The 16,239-nt window shown below is 42.7% G+C and carries 14 protein-coding genes; 9 read left to right on the top strand and 5 right to left on the bottom strand.

Translation table 11 applies throughout. The annotated features are described in order from the left end of the window. Nucleotides 1-34 precede the first annotated feature (34 nt). A complete protein-coding gene (locus L3V23_RS17235; RefSeq protein WP_237292646.1) occupies nucleotides 35-2,008 on the top strand; it encodes a diguanylate cyclase in 1,974 nt (657 codons plus the stop codon). Here the strand turns inward: L3V23_RS17235 and queC are convergent. After that, nucleotides 1,974-2,663: a 7-cyano-7-deazaguanine synthase QueC gene (queC, locus tag L3V23_RS17230; RefSeq protein ID WP_102966594.1), complete on the bottom strand. Its 690-nt coding sequence runs from the start codon at nucleotides 2,661-2,663 to the stop codon at nucleotides 1,974-1,976. The genes L3V23_RS17235 and queC overlap by 35 nt on opposite strands. A gap of 11 nt (nucleotides 2,664-2,674) precedes the next feature. Then, complete coding sequence (queE, locus tag L3V23_RS17225; RefSeq protein WP_237292644.1) at nucleotides 2,675-3,343, bottom strand: 7-carboxy-7-deazaguanine synthase QueE; 669 nt, start codon at nucleotides 3,341-3,343, stop codon at nucleotides 2,675-2,677. A gap of 241 nt (nucleotides 3,344-3,584) precedes the next feature. Between queE and yidA the strand changes: the two genes are divergently transcribed. Next, nucleotides 3,585-4,391 carry a sugar-phosphatase gene (yidA, locus tag L3V23_RS17220; RefSeq protein ID WP_102966596.1) on the top strand — a complete coding sequence of 269 codons (807 nt, stop codon included), beginning with the start codon at nucleotides 3,585-3,587 and terminating at the stop codon, nucleotides 4,389-4,391. A gap of 114 nt (nucleotides 4,392-4,505) precedes the next feature. Here yidA and L3V23_RS17215 read toward each other — a convergent pair whose 3' ends face one another. Continuing rightward, a complete protein-coding gene (locus L3V23_RS17215) occupies nucleotides 4,506-5,447 on the bottom strand; it encodes a bifunctional precorrin-2 dehydrogenase/sirohydrochlorin ferrochelatase (RefSeq protein ID WP_102966597.1) in 942 nt (313 codons plus the stop codon). Between the two features lie 457 nt (nucleotides 5,448-5,904). On the opposite strand from L3V23_RS17215, the gene L3V23_RS17210 reads away from it, so the two are divergent. The 6 genes from L3V23_RS17210 to L3V23_RS17185 all read left to right on the top strand — a co-directional run bounded on the left by L3V23_RS17210 (nucleotide 5,905) and on the right by L3V23_RS17185 (nucleotide 11,515). After that, the gene (locus L3V23_RS17210; RefSeq protein WP_042482566.1) at nucleotides 5,905-6,933 is read left to right on the top strand and encodes an amino acid ABC transporter substrate-binding protein; all 1,029 of its coding nucleotides are present in this window, start codon (nucleotides 5,905-5,907) and stop codon (nucleotides 6,931-6,933) included. A gap of 68 nt (nucleotides 6,934-7,001) precedes the next feature. Continuing rightward, nucleotides 7,002-8,207, top strand: coding sequence for an amino acid ABC transporter permease (locus tag L3V23_RS17205; RefSeq protein WP_102955056.1), 1,206 nt, complete (start codon nucleotides 7,002-7,004; stop codon nucleotides 8,205-8,207). A gap of 1 nt (nucleotide 8,208) precedes the next feature. Then, entirely contained in the window at nucleotides 8,209-9,306 is a 1,098-nt protein-coding gene (locus tag L3V23_RS17200; RefSeq protein ID WP_042482572.1) for an amino acid ABC transporter permease, read from the top strand. A 22-nt stretch (nucleotides 9,307-9,328) separates the two neighbouring features. Further along, the gene (locus tag L3V23_RS17195) at nucleotides 9,329-10,084 is read left to right on the top strand and encodes an amino acid ABC transporter ATP-binding protein (RefSeq protein ID WP_102955055.1); all 756 of its coding nucleotides are present in this window, start codon (nucleotides 9,329-9,331) and stop codon (nucleotides 10,082-10,084) included. Between the two features lie 310 nt (nucleotides 10,085-10,394). Beyond that, nucleotides 10,395-11,063 (top strand): Bax inhibitor-1/YccA family protein, encoded by a 669-nt coding sequence (locus L3V23_RS17190; RefSeq protein ID WP_102942106.1) that lies wholly within the window; start codon nucleotides 10,395-10,397, stop codon nucleotides 11,061-11,063. Between the two features lie 122 nt (nucleotides 11,064-11,185). Continuing rightward, complete coding sequence (locus tag L3V23_RS17185) at nucleotides 11,186-11,515, top strand: TusE/DsrC/DsvC family sulfur relay protein (protein ID WP_102966598.1); 330 nt, start codon at nucleotides 11,186-11,188, stop codon at nucleotides 11,513-11,515. Nucleotides 11,516-11,573: 58 nt separating this feature from the next. Here the strand turns inward: L3V23_RS17185 and yccX are convergent, their stop codons facing one another. Further along, nucleotides 11,574-11,849 (bottom strand): acylphosphatase, encoded by a 276-nt coding sequence (gene yccX / locus L3V23_RS17180; RefSeq protein WP_042482584.1) that lies wholly within the window; start codon nucleotides 11,847-11,849, stop codon nucleotides 11,574-11,576. A gap of 222 nt (nucleotides 11,850-12,071) precedes the next feature. On the opposite strand from yccX, the gene L3V23_RS17175 reads away from it, so the two are divergent. Further along, nucleotides 12,072-13,265 carry a class I SAM-dependent methyltransferase gene (locus tag L3V23_RS17175; protein ID WP_102987061.1) on the top strand — a complete coding sequence of 398 codons (1,194 nt, stop codon included), beginning with the start codon at nucleotides 12,072-12,074 and terminating at the stop codon, nucleotides 13,263-13,265. A gap of 62 nt (nucleotides 13,266-13,327) precedes the next feature. On the opposite strand, the gene L3V23_RS17170 is transcribed toward L3V23_RS17175, so the two are convergent. Next, nucleotides 13,328-16,225, bottom strand: coding sequence for a ligand-binding sensor domain-containing diguanylate cyclase (locus L3V23_RS17170; RefSeq protein ID WP_237292642.1), 2,898 nt, complete (start codon nucleotides 16,223-16,225; stop codon nucleotides 13,328-13,330). Between the last annotated feature and the right edge of the window lie 14 nt (nucleotides 16,226-16,239).

Here is a 16,239-nt window from a genome sequence, read left to right as displayed (position 1 = left end):
TAGTTGTCAGGTTCCTCAGCTTACAGTGCTTGAAATGCTTAATATTTACACTGCCATTCTTCTCTTCTCATTATTTTTTTTCAACCCTATCAGCCAAGCGAGTGAAAGAGCTGAATGGGAAGCGGTGGTTAACAAAACCCTAAGTCGCAATCCCAACTCTGTGCTTCAACTTCTCAAGGACAGGTATACCTCACTCCCACCGAGTTCAGAAAAGCTCTACATAGCTAGCCGTATCCACGATTATATGACAAGGCATGGACTGCATTATTTCGGTAGTGACAACGCCACTCAGCTTGCTTACAGCAAAGAAGAGAAACAATTTATAGAAGCGCTCAATAAAGAGGAAAACGAGCAATTCTTTGAAGCCGGTGAAATTTACCAAGAGCTGTATTCACGAATGAAGCAGCGACAAGATAGTGATGGCATTTTCTTGTTTGAGTACCATCTGTGCCGCTTGCTAAACCTGCAAGGGAACTATTTACACAACCAAAACTTCTGCGACCAGCTTCAGCATTCACTCGAGCACAGCGGCAACCCTGTTCTACCTCGATATCGTGCTTTCATTGTTATAGCTAAGAATCTCGAACTTATCGGTGACTACAAAGGCGCTCTGGACTACTACAAACGTTTGTTAGACGAAATTCCAGAAGGAACGGACACCGCTGAAATATTCAATGATATCGGCCTGTTACTTTGTACCTTGGGACAATATCAACAAGCGCTAGAATATCTCTACCGTGCTCTGACCCTTCACATAGAAAACCATAACGACGATGGCATTGCACAAACAGAACACAGCTTGGGTGAGGTATATCATCACAAAGGGGAACTGCACCAAAGTATTGCCCACTTTAATAAAGCCCGTTTGATTCACCTGAAGAAGAACGATCTCAGAGGGTTGGCTTATGTTCATCTTGGTTTGGGTAAATCACATAATGAATTAGGTGCATTTCACGAAGGCATCAATGAGCTACTTAAAGGGCTAGACTACGCTATTCAATACAAAGATATCGGTTTAAAAAGCGACATCGTACTTGCACTGTCTAATTCCTATGTTCAGAAAAAGTATTACAGACAAGCCGAATATTACGGGTTAAAAGCGAAAACTCTTGCTGAAGAATCACAAAACGCCCGTACGCTAACACAAGCATTGCGTCAGTTAGCAAAGATTGCAGACAAGAGTGGAAAGTACGAGTTGGCGCTGTCGTATTACCGCGAATACGTTGAAAATGAGATTACTATTCGCGACCAAGAACACTTCAAAGCTTTGGAAGCTTTAGATCAATCGACATCTTCACTCCAACAGAAAAACTTAAGATCAGAACTGCTAACGCAGAATGAACAGCTAAACAACCATGTCGAGTTAATGAAGCAGGAACGACGTTACTTGCTGTTGCTTATTGTATTGTTGCTGCTATCCATCGCATATCTTGTTCACAAATCGGGGCATTTAAAAAGTAACCAGAAAATGGACGGCCTTACTGATGCTCTTCATCGAACAGTCTTCATTAATCATTTGAAAACAGTCGAAAAGCCTCAAACATTGGAAACCAGAAACGTGGTAATACTCTTTGATATCGACAATCTTAAATTGATTAATGACAGATACGGGTACGGAGTTGGCAACAAAGCTCTAAGAACAATCTCAAATATGATGAAAAAGTGTTTAAAGACAGACGATTTCTGGGGGCGTTTGGGTGGCGATGAGTTTATCACCGTATTAACCAATGTAGATCAGTACGAAGTGCAACAGCGGGTTGAATCATTACACAAGGCACTAACCTCTAGGCCTTATTGGTATCACACTAACGAGTCAGGTAATAAAAAGCCGCTGTATTTGTCCACCAGCTTTGCATTTATGGCAACGGCAGGACAAATCAGCGACTTCAATCAGCTTTATTCCGTCTTAGATCAGGCGTTATTCAAAACCAAACAAAAAGGACAAAACTGTATTTTCGATGCTTGCAGCGACTCTATTGATTGTTCTTTTGCTTTAAAGACTCAATAACCGCGGCGCGATTATCCAAGTAATCGTTTAGCCCTGCTTTACGTAAATGACAGGCAGGGCAATCACCACATCCGTCACCGATGATTCCGTTATAACATGTCAGAGTTTCTTTGCGCACGAGATCAAGCGATTGGTATTGATCAGCCAATGCCCAAGTTTCGGCTTTATTTAACCACATAAGCGGAGTGCGGATTTCGAGTTCACGGTCCATCCCTTTGACAAGAGCACTGTTCATCGCTTTGATGAAATCGTTTCGGCAATCGGGATAACCTGAAAAGTCGGTTTCACATACACCCGTAATGACCGTTTGCGCGCCAATTTGGTATGCGTAAATACCCGCTAGCGTTAAAAACAGAATGTTTCGACCAGGTACAAATGAGTTTGGAAGGCCGTTTTCCTGGAGTTCATGGGAAACTGGGATATCGTCACGCGTCAGTGAACTAATAGCGAGTTCATTAAGCAGACCAACGTCTAGCACTTTGTGTGCAGTTACGCCTAACTTCTTGGTTAACGCTTGGGCCACTTCTATTTCAAGTTTGTGTCTCTGCCCATAATCGAAGGTAATGGCATGAACTTCATCAAACTCTTGTAGCGCTTGGACCAAACATGTCGTTGAATCCTGACCACCACTAAATACAACAACCGCTTTTTTCATGGGTAAATCCTTTAGGCAATACTGAGATACTTATGTGTTTGAATAGACAAACGCCAGTTACGCGCCACGCAAGTATCAATACACAATTGTGTTGCTCTCGGCTTCTGACTAATAGGCTGCAGAGCAATCACGGTTGACTCGGGAACATTGGCAGACTGGAGCAACTGATCCAAGTTCTCAATATCTTTGTCTGTCGCAACTGGATGTTTAATCTCGTTCGCACGTAACAATGCCGATTCAATAACCGGTAGCTTACCTTTCATTGCTACTTTTGGTGACACTGTCACCCAAGTATCTTTAGTTGCTCTAACTTCAAAGGTCCCGCTGGTTTCGATTTGGCATTGGCAGCCAATCTCTTCAAACGCCTGAGTAAGAGGAACTAAATCATAGATACAAGGCTCACCGCCAGTAATAACAATATGCTTCGCGGTGTATCCCTGCGACTGATACATCGCAATGATCTGTTGTGCGGAAGCGGAGCACCAGTTCGGTGAGTCGCCAGTCTTTACAATAACCTGATCGAAAGACTGCTGGTCTTGCTCATTGGCTTCCCACGTCTGCTTAGTGTCACACCAAGCGCAACCCACAGGGCATTCTTGTAAACGAACGAAAACGGCAGGAACGCCTGTAAATACGCCCTCACCCTGTATCGTTTCAAACATTTCGTTAACTTTGTACAAAGTATTTTGCCTAATTCAAATTTCCGAAAAATCGCAGCCGCAGACCTTAATAGAAGGTCTGCTTCAGGTCAATTTAAAACCTCGCCTGAATCACAAAAATCATCATTGAACTAAATGAATTATCCGCATTCCGGCTCAAACTAATCATGCAATTTGTTTTGCTCTTTGCATCACAAACGAGCAAACTGTCATAAATTATAGATATTCTTTTCCGAATTAATTTAAGCATTCTAGGTATCACATGTACAAAATCATCGCCCTTGATATGGATGGCACTCTTCTTAATAGCCAAAAACAAATTACGCCACGCACAAAACAAGCTATTGCTCTGGCAAAAGAGCAAGGTGTACGAGTAGTTCTTGCTTCAGGTCGCCCAATTGATGGTATGCGTAGCAAACTTGAAGAGCTGGAATTAACCTCAGATCAAGATTATGTCCTTCACTACAATGGCTCAATGGTGCAAAACGTCGCGACTGGTGAAGTTATCTACAAGCAAATCATTGACGGCAAAGCCGCGAAAACCATCGCCAAATTGGCCGCTGAGCTAGGTGTAAATACGCATGCATTCAGCCAAGTTCACGGGCTTATAACTCCTCGTATCAGCGAATTCACAGAACTTGAGTCGAAAATCAACGACGGCTTAAAGATCACTGAGATGGACTTTTCTGAGCTAGAAGACGATCACCCTATCATCAAAACCATGATTGTCGCTGAACCAAGCCTGCTCTCTGAAGCGATCAAGAAAATCCCTGCACATTTGCATCAACAATTTACTGTGGTGCAAAGTGCCCCGCACTTTCTAGAGTTTTTGAACACACAAAGTAATAAAGGTGTGGGTGTTAAAGCGATTGCAGACCACCTTGGTGTGCCAGCAAGCCAGGTGATGTGTATGGGTGATGCTGAGAATGATCACCATATGATTGAGTACGCAGGAATGGGTATTGCGATGGCTAATGCGATGGAAGAAACCAAACGCATCGCAGATTACATCACGCTCAGTAACGATGAAGATGGCGTAGCGGCTGCTATCGAGAAATTTGTTCTGTAGCCATTTCTGGTAACATCCGCAACAAGATCAAAAAGGGCTGATTTCAATATATGAAGTCAGCCCTTTTCATTGATAGTGACTTTGAATAAAAACAGCTTATCCATGCCTACTCGGCTATTTCTTTTCACTGCCCGGCTTTATCACTCTTTGTTGACTGTGTAACAAAGAAAACTCTTGGGTTAGCTGAGAGACTAAGACACAAATTCGTTGCCTGTCCTTTTTCGCCTGTTTTAAACGCTCGCCCAATTGAGCAGAGCTTGAGAACTCTTCCCTTTCTGCATCTCGGCGACAAAGATCAATCACATCATATGAACAACCTTTTTCAAACAACACCAATTCTGCCTGTTGCATATATCGCATGGCTTTCATTGGCAGAAGTTCAACGTCGGAACCGTATTCTATCCATGTGACTTCACCGAGGTTTTCGATATCTTTTTCTAGAGTTGCGCGGTATAGAACTTCCAACTGTTCTCGCGAAGTTGCTTCTTTAACTTCTCTAATGGCAAAAAACATTTCCCAAAACTTGCGACGTAGATCAACTGTTGGCAGGCGCTCTTTAATCGAAGTTCGTTTAGAAGCACCAAACTCTGCGAGTAGACCTAAATTTTGCGGCAATACCGACTCTAAAGTTTCACGAACATTGCGCACAAGCACGGGGGACGCGCCTCCGCTTGAAATCGCTATCTGAATTCGGCCTCTATCTATCATCGAAGGGGTGATGAAATCGCAATAGGGTAAATCGTCCACCACATTGACTAAAACACCAATCTTTTTTGCATCTTTATGCACTTGGTGATTGAGGTCTGGGTTATCCGTAGTCGCCCATACCTGCACGAAGCGATTGCTTAAAACACTAGGCGAGTAGAAGTTCTGTATCCACTCACATTTCCCTTGTTCTACAAGCTTATACAGGTACTTAGCAATCTGAGGGGAAACGATAGTAACACGAGCACCAGCACGTAATAGAGCGTCAATTTTACGGCATGCAACCTCGCCTCCACCAACGACTAAAACAGCTTTATTTGAGAGATCCAGGAACAGAGGAAAATATTGCATTTAAATTTCATCACAATGTAAATAACTATTCGGTAATGCTAACAAAAAAGGTGCAATAAAATCACTAGCCAATACTCATCAAATAATTAATGACTAAATTTTAATCCATTATTAGATGATCATATAAGTTTCATTCGTTAACAGCATGTTAATATATCAAGCATTCAGTCAATTATCCCGAAGACATCCTGTTGCACCAAGGGTGAGCCTAGTTGCACTATTTACATTGGCACAACATTTAGCCATTCTAAACCAAGCTTAGGTATGTGATTTCCCTCGAAAGTCTATTTAAATTATGTATTTGAGAAATCCAGAATTTATATCTACGCTTTTAAATAACTGATGAGAAGCACCTTAAAAGTGCAACCCATTAGGAAACTAACTATAAAACACAACATATATAAAGCTTGTATCAGGTGTCACCTGGTCAAACATGGATCATACAGGAAGGATACAAATGGCGAATAAACTCACACTTCTTGCCACAGTTGTAGCGGCATCTTCTGCCTTTGCAGCGACTTCAGCTTCAGCAGCAGAAAGTACTTTAGATAAAGTTATGGCTGCTGGTGTTTTGTCTTGTGGTGTAAGTACAGGTCTACCTGGCTTTTCTAACCCTAACTCTAAAGGCGAATGGGAAGGGATTGACGTAGAATACTGTCAAGCAGTTGCTGCAGCGGTTCTTGGCGACAAAACTAAAGTTAAATACGTACCACTTACTGCTAAAGAACGTTTTACAGCTCTACAATCTGGTGAGATAGATGTTTTATCTCGCAACACAACATGGACGCTACAACGTGATACAGCACTTGGTTTGAACTTCGTTGGTGTGAACTACTACGATGGTCAAGGCTTCATGGTTAAAAAAGACCTAGGTATTTCAAGCGCTAAAGAACTTGACGGTGCGTCAGTATGTGTACAATCAGGTACAACAACTGAGCTAAACCTAGCTGACTACTTCCGTGCAAGCGGTATGAGCTACAAACCAGTGGTATTTGATACAGCGGCACAAACCTCTAAAGGTTTCGACTCTGGTCGTTGTGACGTTCTAACTACAGACCAATCAGGTCTATACGCACTACGTCTGAACTTAACAAATCCAGATTCAGCAGTAGTACTTCCAGAAATCATCTCTAAAGAGCCTCTAGGTCCAGTTGTTCGTCAAGACGACGACAAATGGTTCAACATTGCGAAATGGACTCTAAATGCGATGATCAACGCAGAAGAGTATGGCATCACATCTAAAAATGCAGACGAAATGCTGAAGTCTGACAACCCAGAAATCAAACGTATTCTTGGTGTTGACGGTCCAAAAGGTTCTGGCCTAGGCATTCGTGATGACTGGAGCTACCAAGTTGTTAAACAAGTTGGTAACTACGGTGAAAGCTTTGAACGTACTGTAGGTAAAGGCTCTCCACTCCAAATTGCACGTGGTGTAAACGCATTATGGAATGCGGGTGGCTTTATGTACGCTCCACCTATCCGTTAATAGATATCTAATTGAAATGGGCGGTCTAGGCCGCCCTTTGTCTAAATGGATAAAGAGGTTATCGCTGTATGAAGCCTACAAATAATTCAGTGCAAATGTCGGAATCAGCTCCGGCTAAAAGCACAAATCTTCTTTATAATCCCACTTTTCGCTCTGTCGTTTTTCAGTTCATAGCACTGGCTGCTCTCGCTTTATTCTTTTATACGATAATAAACAATGCACTGAATAACCTTAGCGCGCGAGGTATTGCAACTGGTTTTGATTTTCTGAGCCAACCTGCAGGTTTTGGGATTGGTTTGAGCCTAATTGAGTACAACGAAACCTTTTCGTACGGTCGTACGTTTGTGGTGGGTTTGCTTAACACAGCTCTTGTTTCATTCTTGGGTATTATCTTAGCAACCGTTATTGGTTTTGTTTTGGGTATCGCCCGACTCTCTTCAAACTGGCTAGTGAGTCGTTTAGCCGCCGTTTACATTGAGACCTTTCGAAATATCCCCCTACTTCTACAAATATTTTTCTGGTATGTGGCCGTGCTTCAAGCGCTACCGTCTGCCAGAGAAAGTATGAGCCTGGGCGAAGCTATATTTCTGAACGTTCGCGGTCTTTATTTCCCAGCGCCAGTTTTTGAAGCTGGAAGCGGCATTGTTGTTGCCTGCTTCATTGTTGGTGTCATTGCGACAATCAGTGTGGGTATCTGGGCCAAAAATAAACAGCGTTTGACTGGTCAACAAACACCTATGTTCCGTATCGGGTTAGGCTTGTGTGTTGGTTTACCACTGGTTGTTTATTTCATCATGGGCATGCCGATTTCTGCGGAATACCCAGTATTGAAAGGATTCAACTTCAAAGGCGGTATCAGTATTATTCCTGAACTCGCAGCATTGCTGTTAGCTCTCAGTATCTATACAGCTTCCTTTATTGCTGAAATTGTTCGTTCTGGTATCAATGCAGTTAGCCATGGCCAAACTGAAGCGGCGATGTCTTTGGGCCTACCACGCTCTAAGACTTTGAAACTGGTGGTTATTCCGCAAGCATTGCGAATCATCATTCCGCCTTTAACCAGTCAATTCTTGAACTTAACCAAGAACTCTTCACTTGCAATGGCGATTGGTTATCCAGACTTAGTTTCTGTGTTTGCTGGTACAACGTTGAACCAGACTGGTCAAGCAATTGAAATCATTGCAATGACCATGGGCGTTTACTTAACACTTAGCTTGCTCACATCACTATTTATGAACATTTACAACCACAAAGTAGCATTGGTGGAGAGATAAGATGAAAGTACATCAATTTCAACCAAGTCTCCCGCCGCCAGAAAATACCACTGGTGTCGTTGGCTGGTTTAGAAAGAACCTGTTTAACAGTCCGGCAAACTCCATTGTCACTGTCATTCTGGCGTATTTTGCCTTTATGGGACTTTGGAACGTTATCGATTGGGCGTTTATAAACGCTGACTGGGTGGGTGCCACTCGTGATGCTTGTAGCCGTGAAGGGGCATGTTGGGTATTTATTAGTGTACGTTGGCAACAATACATGTACGGCTTCTACCCTGAAGCTGAACTTTGGCGCCCTCGCCTATTCTTTATTACCTTAGCCATGTTCGTCGCTGCAATTGCTTACGATAAAACACCAAAAAGAACTTGGATCTGGCTGTTTTTCGTTAACATCTATCCATTCCTAATCGCTGGTTTGTTATACGGCGGCGTGTTTGGTTTAGAAGTCGTAGAGACACACAAATGGGGTGGCTTGTTAGTTACTCTTATCATTGCGTTAGTAGGTATTGTTGTATCTCTGCCAATCGGTGTGGTTCTGGCTTTGGGACGTCGTTCTAATATGCCAATCATCCGCAGCCTATGTACGGTATATATTGAAGTTTGGCGTGGTGTTCCGCTAATCACTGTCCTGTTCATGGCTTCCGTTATGCTACCTCTGTTCTTATCTGAAGGTTCTGAAACGGACAAACTCATCCGTGCTCTTATCGGTGTGGTGATGTTCAGCTCAGCCTACATGGCAGAAGTTATTCGTGGTGGTTTGCAGGCGATACCTAAGGGTCAGTATGAAGCAGCTGACGCACTCGGTCTGTCGTACTGGAAGAAAATGGGTTTAATCATTCTTCCGCAAGCACTGAAAATTACTATTCCATCTATCGTAAACACATTTATTGGCCTGTTTAAAGATACCAGTCTGGTTCTGATTATCGGTATGTTCGACGTACTTGGTATTGGTCAATCAGCAAACACCGACCCTGAATGGTTAGGTTTTGCTACAGAAAGTTACGTATTTGTCGCGTTAGTGTTCTGGGTGTTCTGTTTTAGCATGTCGAGATACTCGATATGGCTAGAAAACAAACTCCATACCGGTCACAAACGATAAACAATAATTCAGGGAACGTATTATGACGCAACAAACTGCAGAAGATTTCATGATTCAAATTAAGGACATGAACAAATGGTACGGTGAGTTTCACGTACTAAAAAACATCAACCTGGATGTTAAAAAAGGCGAAAAGATCGTTATTTGTGGCCCTTCAGGCTCGGGCAAATCAACCATGATTCGTTGTATCAACCACTTAGAAGAACACCAAAAAGGTCAGATTCTAGTGGCAGGCACAGAACTTACTGAAGACTTAAAAAACATCGAAGCGGTACGCCGTGAAGTCGGTATGTGTTTCCAGCACTTTAACCTCTTCCCTCACCTAACGGTTTTAGAGAACTGTACGCTTGCTCCTATTTGGGTAAAGAAAATGCCTAAAGACGAAGCTGAAGCGATTGCAATGAAGTATTTGAAGCGCGTTAAGATCCCAGACCAAGCAGACAAATACCCTGGTCAGCTTTCTGGTGGTCAACAACAACGTGTAGCTATTGCGCGTTCTCTATGTATGAACCCACAAGTGATGTTGTTCGATGAACCGACATCAGCACTTGACCCAGAAATGGTTCGCGAAGTACTAGACGTAATGGTTGAACTTGCTGGTGAAGGTATGACGATGCTTTGTGTAACTCACGAAATGGGTTTTGCAAAAGAAGTTGCTGACCGAGTGATCTTTATGGACGCAGGTGAAATCATTGAGGAAAACAATCCAAAAGATTTCTTTGAAAATCCGCAATCTGATCGCACACAAAACTTCTTGGCGCAGATTCTTCATCACTAATGTTGCATCGGTAAACCGTGTGAATCATGCATAATTTGAAGAGGCGATATCATCGCCTCTTTTTCTTTTGTAACTAATGGTTTATTTCAACAATAACTTACAAAAATATGAATGATTTAGTGTTAGTATTGGCCTAGATATAAACTTAGATGAACGGAAATATTGTGTTACAACTTGTCACGCTTATTTAAACCGTTTTTGTTTATTATTTTTAATGTCAGTACAAGGCAGAGGCTTGAAAAACGGAACTATTAGCCTCATTAATGTCTATATAAACAAGAAACACCTTTCAATGAGGAAGAGTAAAAGTATGAACACTCCAATGTATTCTCGTTCTGCAAGTGGATTAAGCACACTTGAGATAAACAAAACGCTAAAGAACACTTATTTCCTACTGTCGATGACGCTAGTGACAAGTGCTATCGCAGCTGTAGTGACAATGGCGATGGGTATCTCACCAATCATGGCGCTTGTAATGCAAGTAGCAGCAATCGGTGTTCTATTCTTCGCTCTACCTAAAGCAATCAACTCATCTATGGGTATTGTTTGGACATTCGTGTTCACAACTCTAATGGGTGGTGCTCTGGGTCCAATGCTTAACTACTACGCAGCAATTCCAAATGGTCCATCTATTATTGCTCAAGCTCTTGGTTTGACTGGTATGGTGTTCCTAGGTCTTTCTGCATACACAGTAAGCACTAAGAAAGACTTCTCATTCATGCGCAACTTCCTAGTTGCTGGCCTAATCATTGTTATCGTTGCAGCAATCATCAACATCTTTGTTGGTTCTACAATGGGTCAACTAGCAATTAGCAGCATGTCAGCACTTGTGTTTTCTGGTTTCATTCTGTTCGATACTAGCCGTATTGTTCGCGGTGAAGAGACTAACTACGTTAGCGCAACAATCTCTATGTACCTGAACATTCTGAACCTGTTCACTAGCCTACTAAGCATCCTAGGCATCATGAACGACGACTAATAAGTCTTCAAACTGATTGAATACAAGAGCCCGAGATTATTTCGGGCTTTTTTCTTCTTGAGCAAAGCCACTCCCTTCGCTACCCTATGCGCAATTAGTTAAACAACTCACTGTTAAACGCAATGTTTGAATACAACGGAAACACAATCGAAACTGACGCTCAGGGCTATCTGCTTAATTCAACGGAATGGGTTGAAGGTATGATGGACATTTTGGCTGAGCAAGAAGGCATTCAACTGACTGATGCACATATTGAAGTGGTACTTTTTGTTCGCAAATTCTACGAGGAGTTTAATACTTCTCCAGCAATTCGAATGCTGGTAAAAGCGATGGAAAAAGAACACGGCCCTGAAAAAGGCAACAGTAAGTATCTATTTAAACTGTTCCCTAAAGGTCCGGCAAAACAGGCGACAAAATTAGCAGGTTTACCAAAACCGGCTAAGTGCCTTTAATCTTTCATTGAGTATCTCTTTCTGTAGGTCTTGCTTATTAGACTAGGCAAATATAGGCCTACAGAATTTCAAATCCGCGGTAACTTTTCTCAATCGTACAGGTTGTGCGCACGATTTTATCGACTGACGCCGTTCTTGGCCCCTCTTTTAACCATTCGTAAAATTCATCAACCTGCTCAACTGGGCCACAGGCGATTACCTCAACATCCCCATTGTTCAGATTTTTAGCGTAACCCGTTAACCCAAGCTTTAATCCCTGATGAGAAGTGTGATAGCGAAACCCTACCCCCTGAACCACACCGGAAACAATAAATTTGTCGCACTTTGTCGCCATTCGAAATCTTCCCTATTTATCGACTTCCTTTAAGGATAGCCAATAGTTAGCTCATTGTTTTACCTAGCACTCACTATTGGATAATGATCTTATTTTCGAAACCAAGTTCGTTTGGAATTAGGCTCAGCTCACTCGATAACGAACATCATTAAGTCGAGTTGCTTTTCAAGCTCAGTTCCACGACAATACCCGACCTTTTCTATCATTCTTCAGAGTAGAGCAATGACTTCTGCAATCTATTTGGTCAAAGGCCGCGATAAATCATTACGTCGTAAACACCCATGGGTTTTCTCCCGTGGTATTCAACGCATCGAAGGTGAACCAAGTTTAGGTGAAACCGTCGATGTTTATTCAAACGACGGTCAGTGGTTAGCAAAAGCCGCCTACTCTCCGCATTCGCAAATTCGTGCTCGTGTTTGGAGCTTCGATAAAGAAGAGATTGATAGCGCATTTTTCATCAAACGAATTCAACAAGCCCAAATGCTTCGTGACGATTTCATCGAACGTGATGGCTTAACTGGCTATCGTTTGATTGCAGCGGAATCTGATGGTCTGCCGGGTATTACTATCGACAAATACGATAACTACCTTGTATGCCAACTTTTAAGTGCTGGTGCTGAGTACCAGAAAGAAACGTTAGTTAAAGCCCTTAATACCTGTTTCCCTGAATGCCATATTTACGAGCGTTCTGACGTTGCTGTACGCAAAAAAGAAGGGTTGGAAGAGCGTGTTGGTGTTCTTCATGGTGAATTGCCACCTAAGTCTGTTGTGATCGAAGAAAACGGTATCAAAATTAATGTTGATATCGTTAACGGCCATAAGACTGGTTTCTACCTTGACCAACGTGACAGCCGTTTCCAGTCAATGAAATATGTGAAAGATAAAGAAGTTCTTAACTGCTTCTCTTACACTGGTGGATTTGGCTTATACGCACTGAAAGGCGGAGCAAAACGCGTGATCAACGCTGACGTTTCTCAACCTGCTCTTGATACGGCCAAATTCAACGCAGAGCTCAATGAATTTGATATCTCGAAAAAACGTGCTGTATTCCTCAACGCAGACGTATTCAAACTACTTCGTGAATATCGCGATCAAGGTACCCAGTTTGATGTGGTTATTATGGACCCACCAAAGTTTGCGGAGTCAAAAGCTCAACTGAACGGTGCATGCCGTGGCTATAAAGACATCAACATGCTAGCGATGCAAATTTTAAAACCGGGCGGTACGCTGCTGACTTACTCATGTTCAGGTTTAATGGATCAAGCTCTGTTCCAAAAAATCATTGCAGATGCGGCTTTGGATGCTGGTCGTGACGTGAAGTTCGTAGAGCGTTTTGAACAAGCCGCAGACCACCCAACTGATACCGCGTATCCAGAAGGTTTCTATCTTAAAGGGTTTGCATGTAAGGTTTTCTGATAGCGGAAAACAAATAAGACGCCATGTAAAACGGTCGCTAATTGCGACCGTTTTTTATTTCTTTAAACGCTTATTCTTTCGACTCTGTTTCGGCCATTACGTTTTGCCTTTAGCAATGCATGGTCTGCGAGTTTCAGCAGGTCTTCATAATCTGAAAGATATTCACTACTTGAAACACCAATACTTACAGTGATTCTTAACTGCGAAGCTACATCGTCAAAGCTGTGCGCTTCTATTGCCGAACGTAAACGTTCTAAATAGTCGTCTGATTGATGAGTATCACTGACAAACAAAAGAGTAAACTCTTCTCCGCCCCATCTGGCCAGCAATGTATCCGACTCAATATGACGTTTCAGAACATCGACCACTTCCACAATGGCGTGATCACCTACTAAATGTGAATATTTGTCATTAATACGTTTAAAGTGGTCGATATCCAGTACCGCCAGTTGCAATACCTCTCCACTTTCTCTCGCCTTATCGAATAGCTCTTTAAGCTTTGAGTCAAATGCTCTTCGGTTGGCTAAACCTGTTAATTCATCTTCATGAGACAACTTTTCAAACATGGTCGCCTGAGAGCGTAACTCGTGCGTTTGAAGAGCGACTTGTTGCTTCAAGCGCAGCTCACTTCGCTTCAAGCTCTGAATGCGCCAGAAAACGCCGGAACCAATCAGCGCCAGTAACGAAAGAATGATAAAAACGATGACTTCTTTTCTCTGCCAAAATAGAGGTTCGACGTCAAACTCATAAAGCACTTTGGCTTCAGTCCAGTTACCATAAGGATAACGGGCGCTGACCAGAAACTTGTAGTGACCGGGACGTAAATTAGTGAACTCTGCGCTGCGAGTATTTCTGCGTTCGGACCATGTGTTATCAAATCCTTCCAACTTGGTACGATACTCTATTCGTTCAGACATCACATAACCCAATCCAACATAGTTAATGGATACTCTGCTCGTTCCGGCAGGCACTATAGGCATCGCTTCTGGGTTAATGTAATTCGAATCAAAACGAACAGACTGCAATACAAGAGGCAGTGGATTACTGCTTAAAGTATGAAGTTTATTGGGATGAATAGATGCCACACCTTTCGCTGTTGCGATATAAATTGAACCACTGCTGAGTTTTGCAGAAGCAGGGTTCGAACCGCCATTCGCTTGGCTACTTGCCATACCGTCAGTTTCATCAAAGTGCTCAAACACAACGCTTGATTCTTTTCCGTCGGCGACATCATGAGCTCTGTCTGCATTGATCTTCCAGATACCACGATTACTCGACAGCCAGAAGTAGCCATCATCATCCTTTTGAATCTGGAAAAACTTATCGATTGGCAATCCCTGAGGACGCCCGACAAGTGCAGAAGATTGGTCAGACAATCGATAGCGGACGATACCCCTGTCTGTCGCAATCCACACATATCCGGGTTCAATATAGAATCCAAAAGCATATTGAGCCTGTTCTAGTTGGTCTAACTCCAAATTTTCGAACTTGTCGTTATCCCAATAGCCAACGCCCACTCCTGTACCAACCCAAATATGCCCCAACTCATCTTCAGCCAGTGCCATGACATAATCGTCACTAAGGCCATTCTGTTGAGTAAAGTGTTGCATTGTTCCGTCAGGCTGCTTCTTCACGACACCAAACGGAGTTCCTATCCAAAGATTGTGTTGACTGTCTTCTAAAATCGCTCGAACTTCGTTAGTTGGCAAACCTTCTTTATCGGTTAGAATCGGTTCAATCGACCTGTTATTCCATTTCATCAAGCCATTTTGATAAGTACCCACCCAAGCACCACCATCTGACGCGTTGGCCAAGCTCAATATCGATAAGGAAATATCATCATTTAAAGCAGGTTCTGGACAGCTCTGTTTGATAATACTTAAGCCATTACTTGTACCCACTAAAAGCGTCTCGTCGTCAATAGACAAAACCGTGCGGACATAATTGCCAACTAAGCCTTTATCTTGAGTAATAGACATAAAAGGCGCATTACGAAGGCGAATCAAACCGCCATTAGTCCCAACCCAGATACTACTTTCAATATCCTGATACCAAGAAAGCACGCGATTATTCGGTAAGCCTTTACTGGCATCCAAAAACTCAAGAGTATTTTCCGTTAAACGCGCTAATCCTTTATTGATGGTACCCAACCAGATGTTTCCTGCAGAATCCTGCTCGACAACCGTCACAACCGTGTTATTTATTCTCGGGTCAATCAGGGATAACTCTTTTCCATCATAGCGCCATGCTCCACGGTTTGTACCTAAAAGAAGATCGCCATTATGGGACAGAGAAAGGTAGTAAACTTTATCAAATTGGGTAGTTTCAATTCTCGCAGAGGAGTGCTCCGAAAGTTGATATAAGCCGCTCTCAGTACCGACAAATATCTCATTCGCACTGTTTTTGATCAGTCTGTAAGCACTAATATTTTCTAATATCCAGACACTCTCTACATAGGAACCGTCCGCATTTTTTTGCCTGCGTACAACGCCCTGTCCTTCTATCGCCAGCCATTGATTGCCAGAGTGATCAATCAGCACATGGTTGACCATGCTTGGCGCAGCTTCCTGAGGATGCCAGGTAAACCCTGATCTTAAACTTAAGCTTCCTCTCGCACCTCCCACCCATAACGAATTGTTTTGGTCGGAAACCAAGGCGCGGGTACCCGAATCTAGCATATGTGTGATGGGACCACGGTCGAAAAGTCTAAACTCTAAACCGTTGTATCTTGCAACACCTTCCCATGTAGCAAACCAAAGATACCCATCCTGAGTTTGAGCAATCGCATTAATGCTGTTATGAGGTAAACCTTCTGTAGATGTCCAAGTATCAACGTAGTAATCAGAGAGTGAGTTGGGCGTCATAAGGCTCGCTTTTGCCCAAGCAAAGACAGGCGCAAGCACTCCCAAAATAATGAAAATAATAAAGCGACGGGTAGAAGAATATTGGGGAGAGATCATTTAACGTTTTACTT

Source organism: Vibrio sp. A1-b2, assembly GCF_021726015.1.
GTDB classification, from domain to species: Bacteria; Pseudomonadota; Gammaproteobacteria; order Enterobacterales; family Vibrionaceae; genus Vibrio; species Vibrio diazotrophicus.
The sequence above is the reverse complement of the archived record's forward strand: the minus strand, read 5'-3'. Positions and strand labels throughout refer to the sequence as shown.

What these genes read in the sequence shown, in the direction of transcription:
- queC (WP_102966594.1), bottom strand. Translation starts at nt 2,663, where the DNA reads ATGAAAAAAGCGGTTGTTGTATTTAGTGGTGGTCAGGATTCAACGACA.
- yidA (WP_102966596.1), top strand. Translation starts at nt 3,585, where the DNA reads ATGTACAAAATCATCGCCCTTGATATGGATGGCACTCTTCTTAATAGC.
- L3V23_RS17205 (WP_102955056.1), top strand. Translation starts at nt 7,002, where the DNA reads ATGAAGCCTACAAATAATTCAGTGCAAATGTCGGAATCAGCTCCGGCT.
- L3V23_RS17175 (WP_102987061.1), top strand. Translation starts at nt 12,072, where the DNA reads ATGACTTCTGCAATCTATTTGGTCAAAGGCCGCGATAAATCATTACGT.
- L3V23_RS17190 (WP_102942106.1), top strand. Translation starts at nt 10,395, where the DNA reads ATGAACACTCCAATGTATTCTCGTTCTGCAAGTGGATTAAGCACACTT.
- L3V23_RS17200 (WP_042482572.1), top strand. Translation starts at nt 8,209, where the DNA reads ATGAAAGTACATCAATTTCAACCAAGTCTCCCGCCGCCAGAAAATACC.
- L3V23_RS17235 (WP_237292646.1), top strand. Translation starts at nt 35, where the DNA reads ATGCTTAATATTTACACTGCCATTCTTCTCTTCTCATTATTTTTTTTC.
- yccX (WP_042482584.1), bottom strand. Translation starts at nt 11,849, where the DNA reads ATGGCGACAAAGTGCGACAAATTTATTGTTTCCGGTGTGGTTCAGGGG.
- L3V23_RS17170 (WP_237292642.1), bottom strand. Translation starts at nt 16,225, where the DNA reads ATGATCTCTCCCCAATATTCTTCTACCCGTCGCTTTATTATTTTCATT.
- L3V23_RS17215 (WP_102966597.1), bottom strand. Translation starts at nt 5,447, where the DNA reads ATGCAATATTTTCCTCTGTTCCTGGATCTCTCAAATAAAGCTGTTTTA.
- L3V23_RS17210 (WP_042482566.1), top strand. Translation starts at nt 5,905, where the DNA reads ATGGCGAATAAACTCACACTTCTTGCCACAGTTGTAGCGGCATCTTCT.
- L3V23_RS17185 (WP_102966598.1), top strand. Translation starts at nt 11,186, where the DNA reads ATGTTTGAATACAACGGAAACACAATCGAAACTGACGCTCAGGGCTAT.
- L3V23_RS17195 (WP_102955055.1), top strand. Translation starts at nt 9,329, where the DNA reads ATGACGCAACAAACTGCAGAAGATTTCATGATTCAAATTAAGGACATG.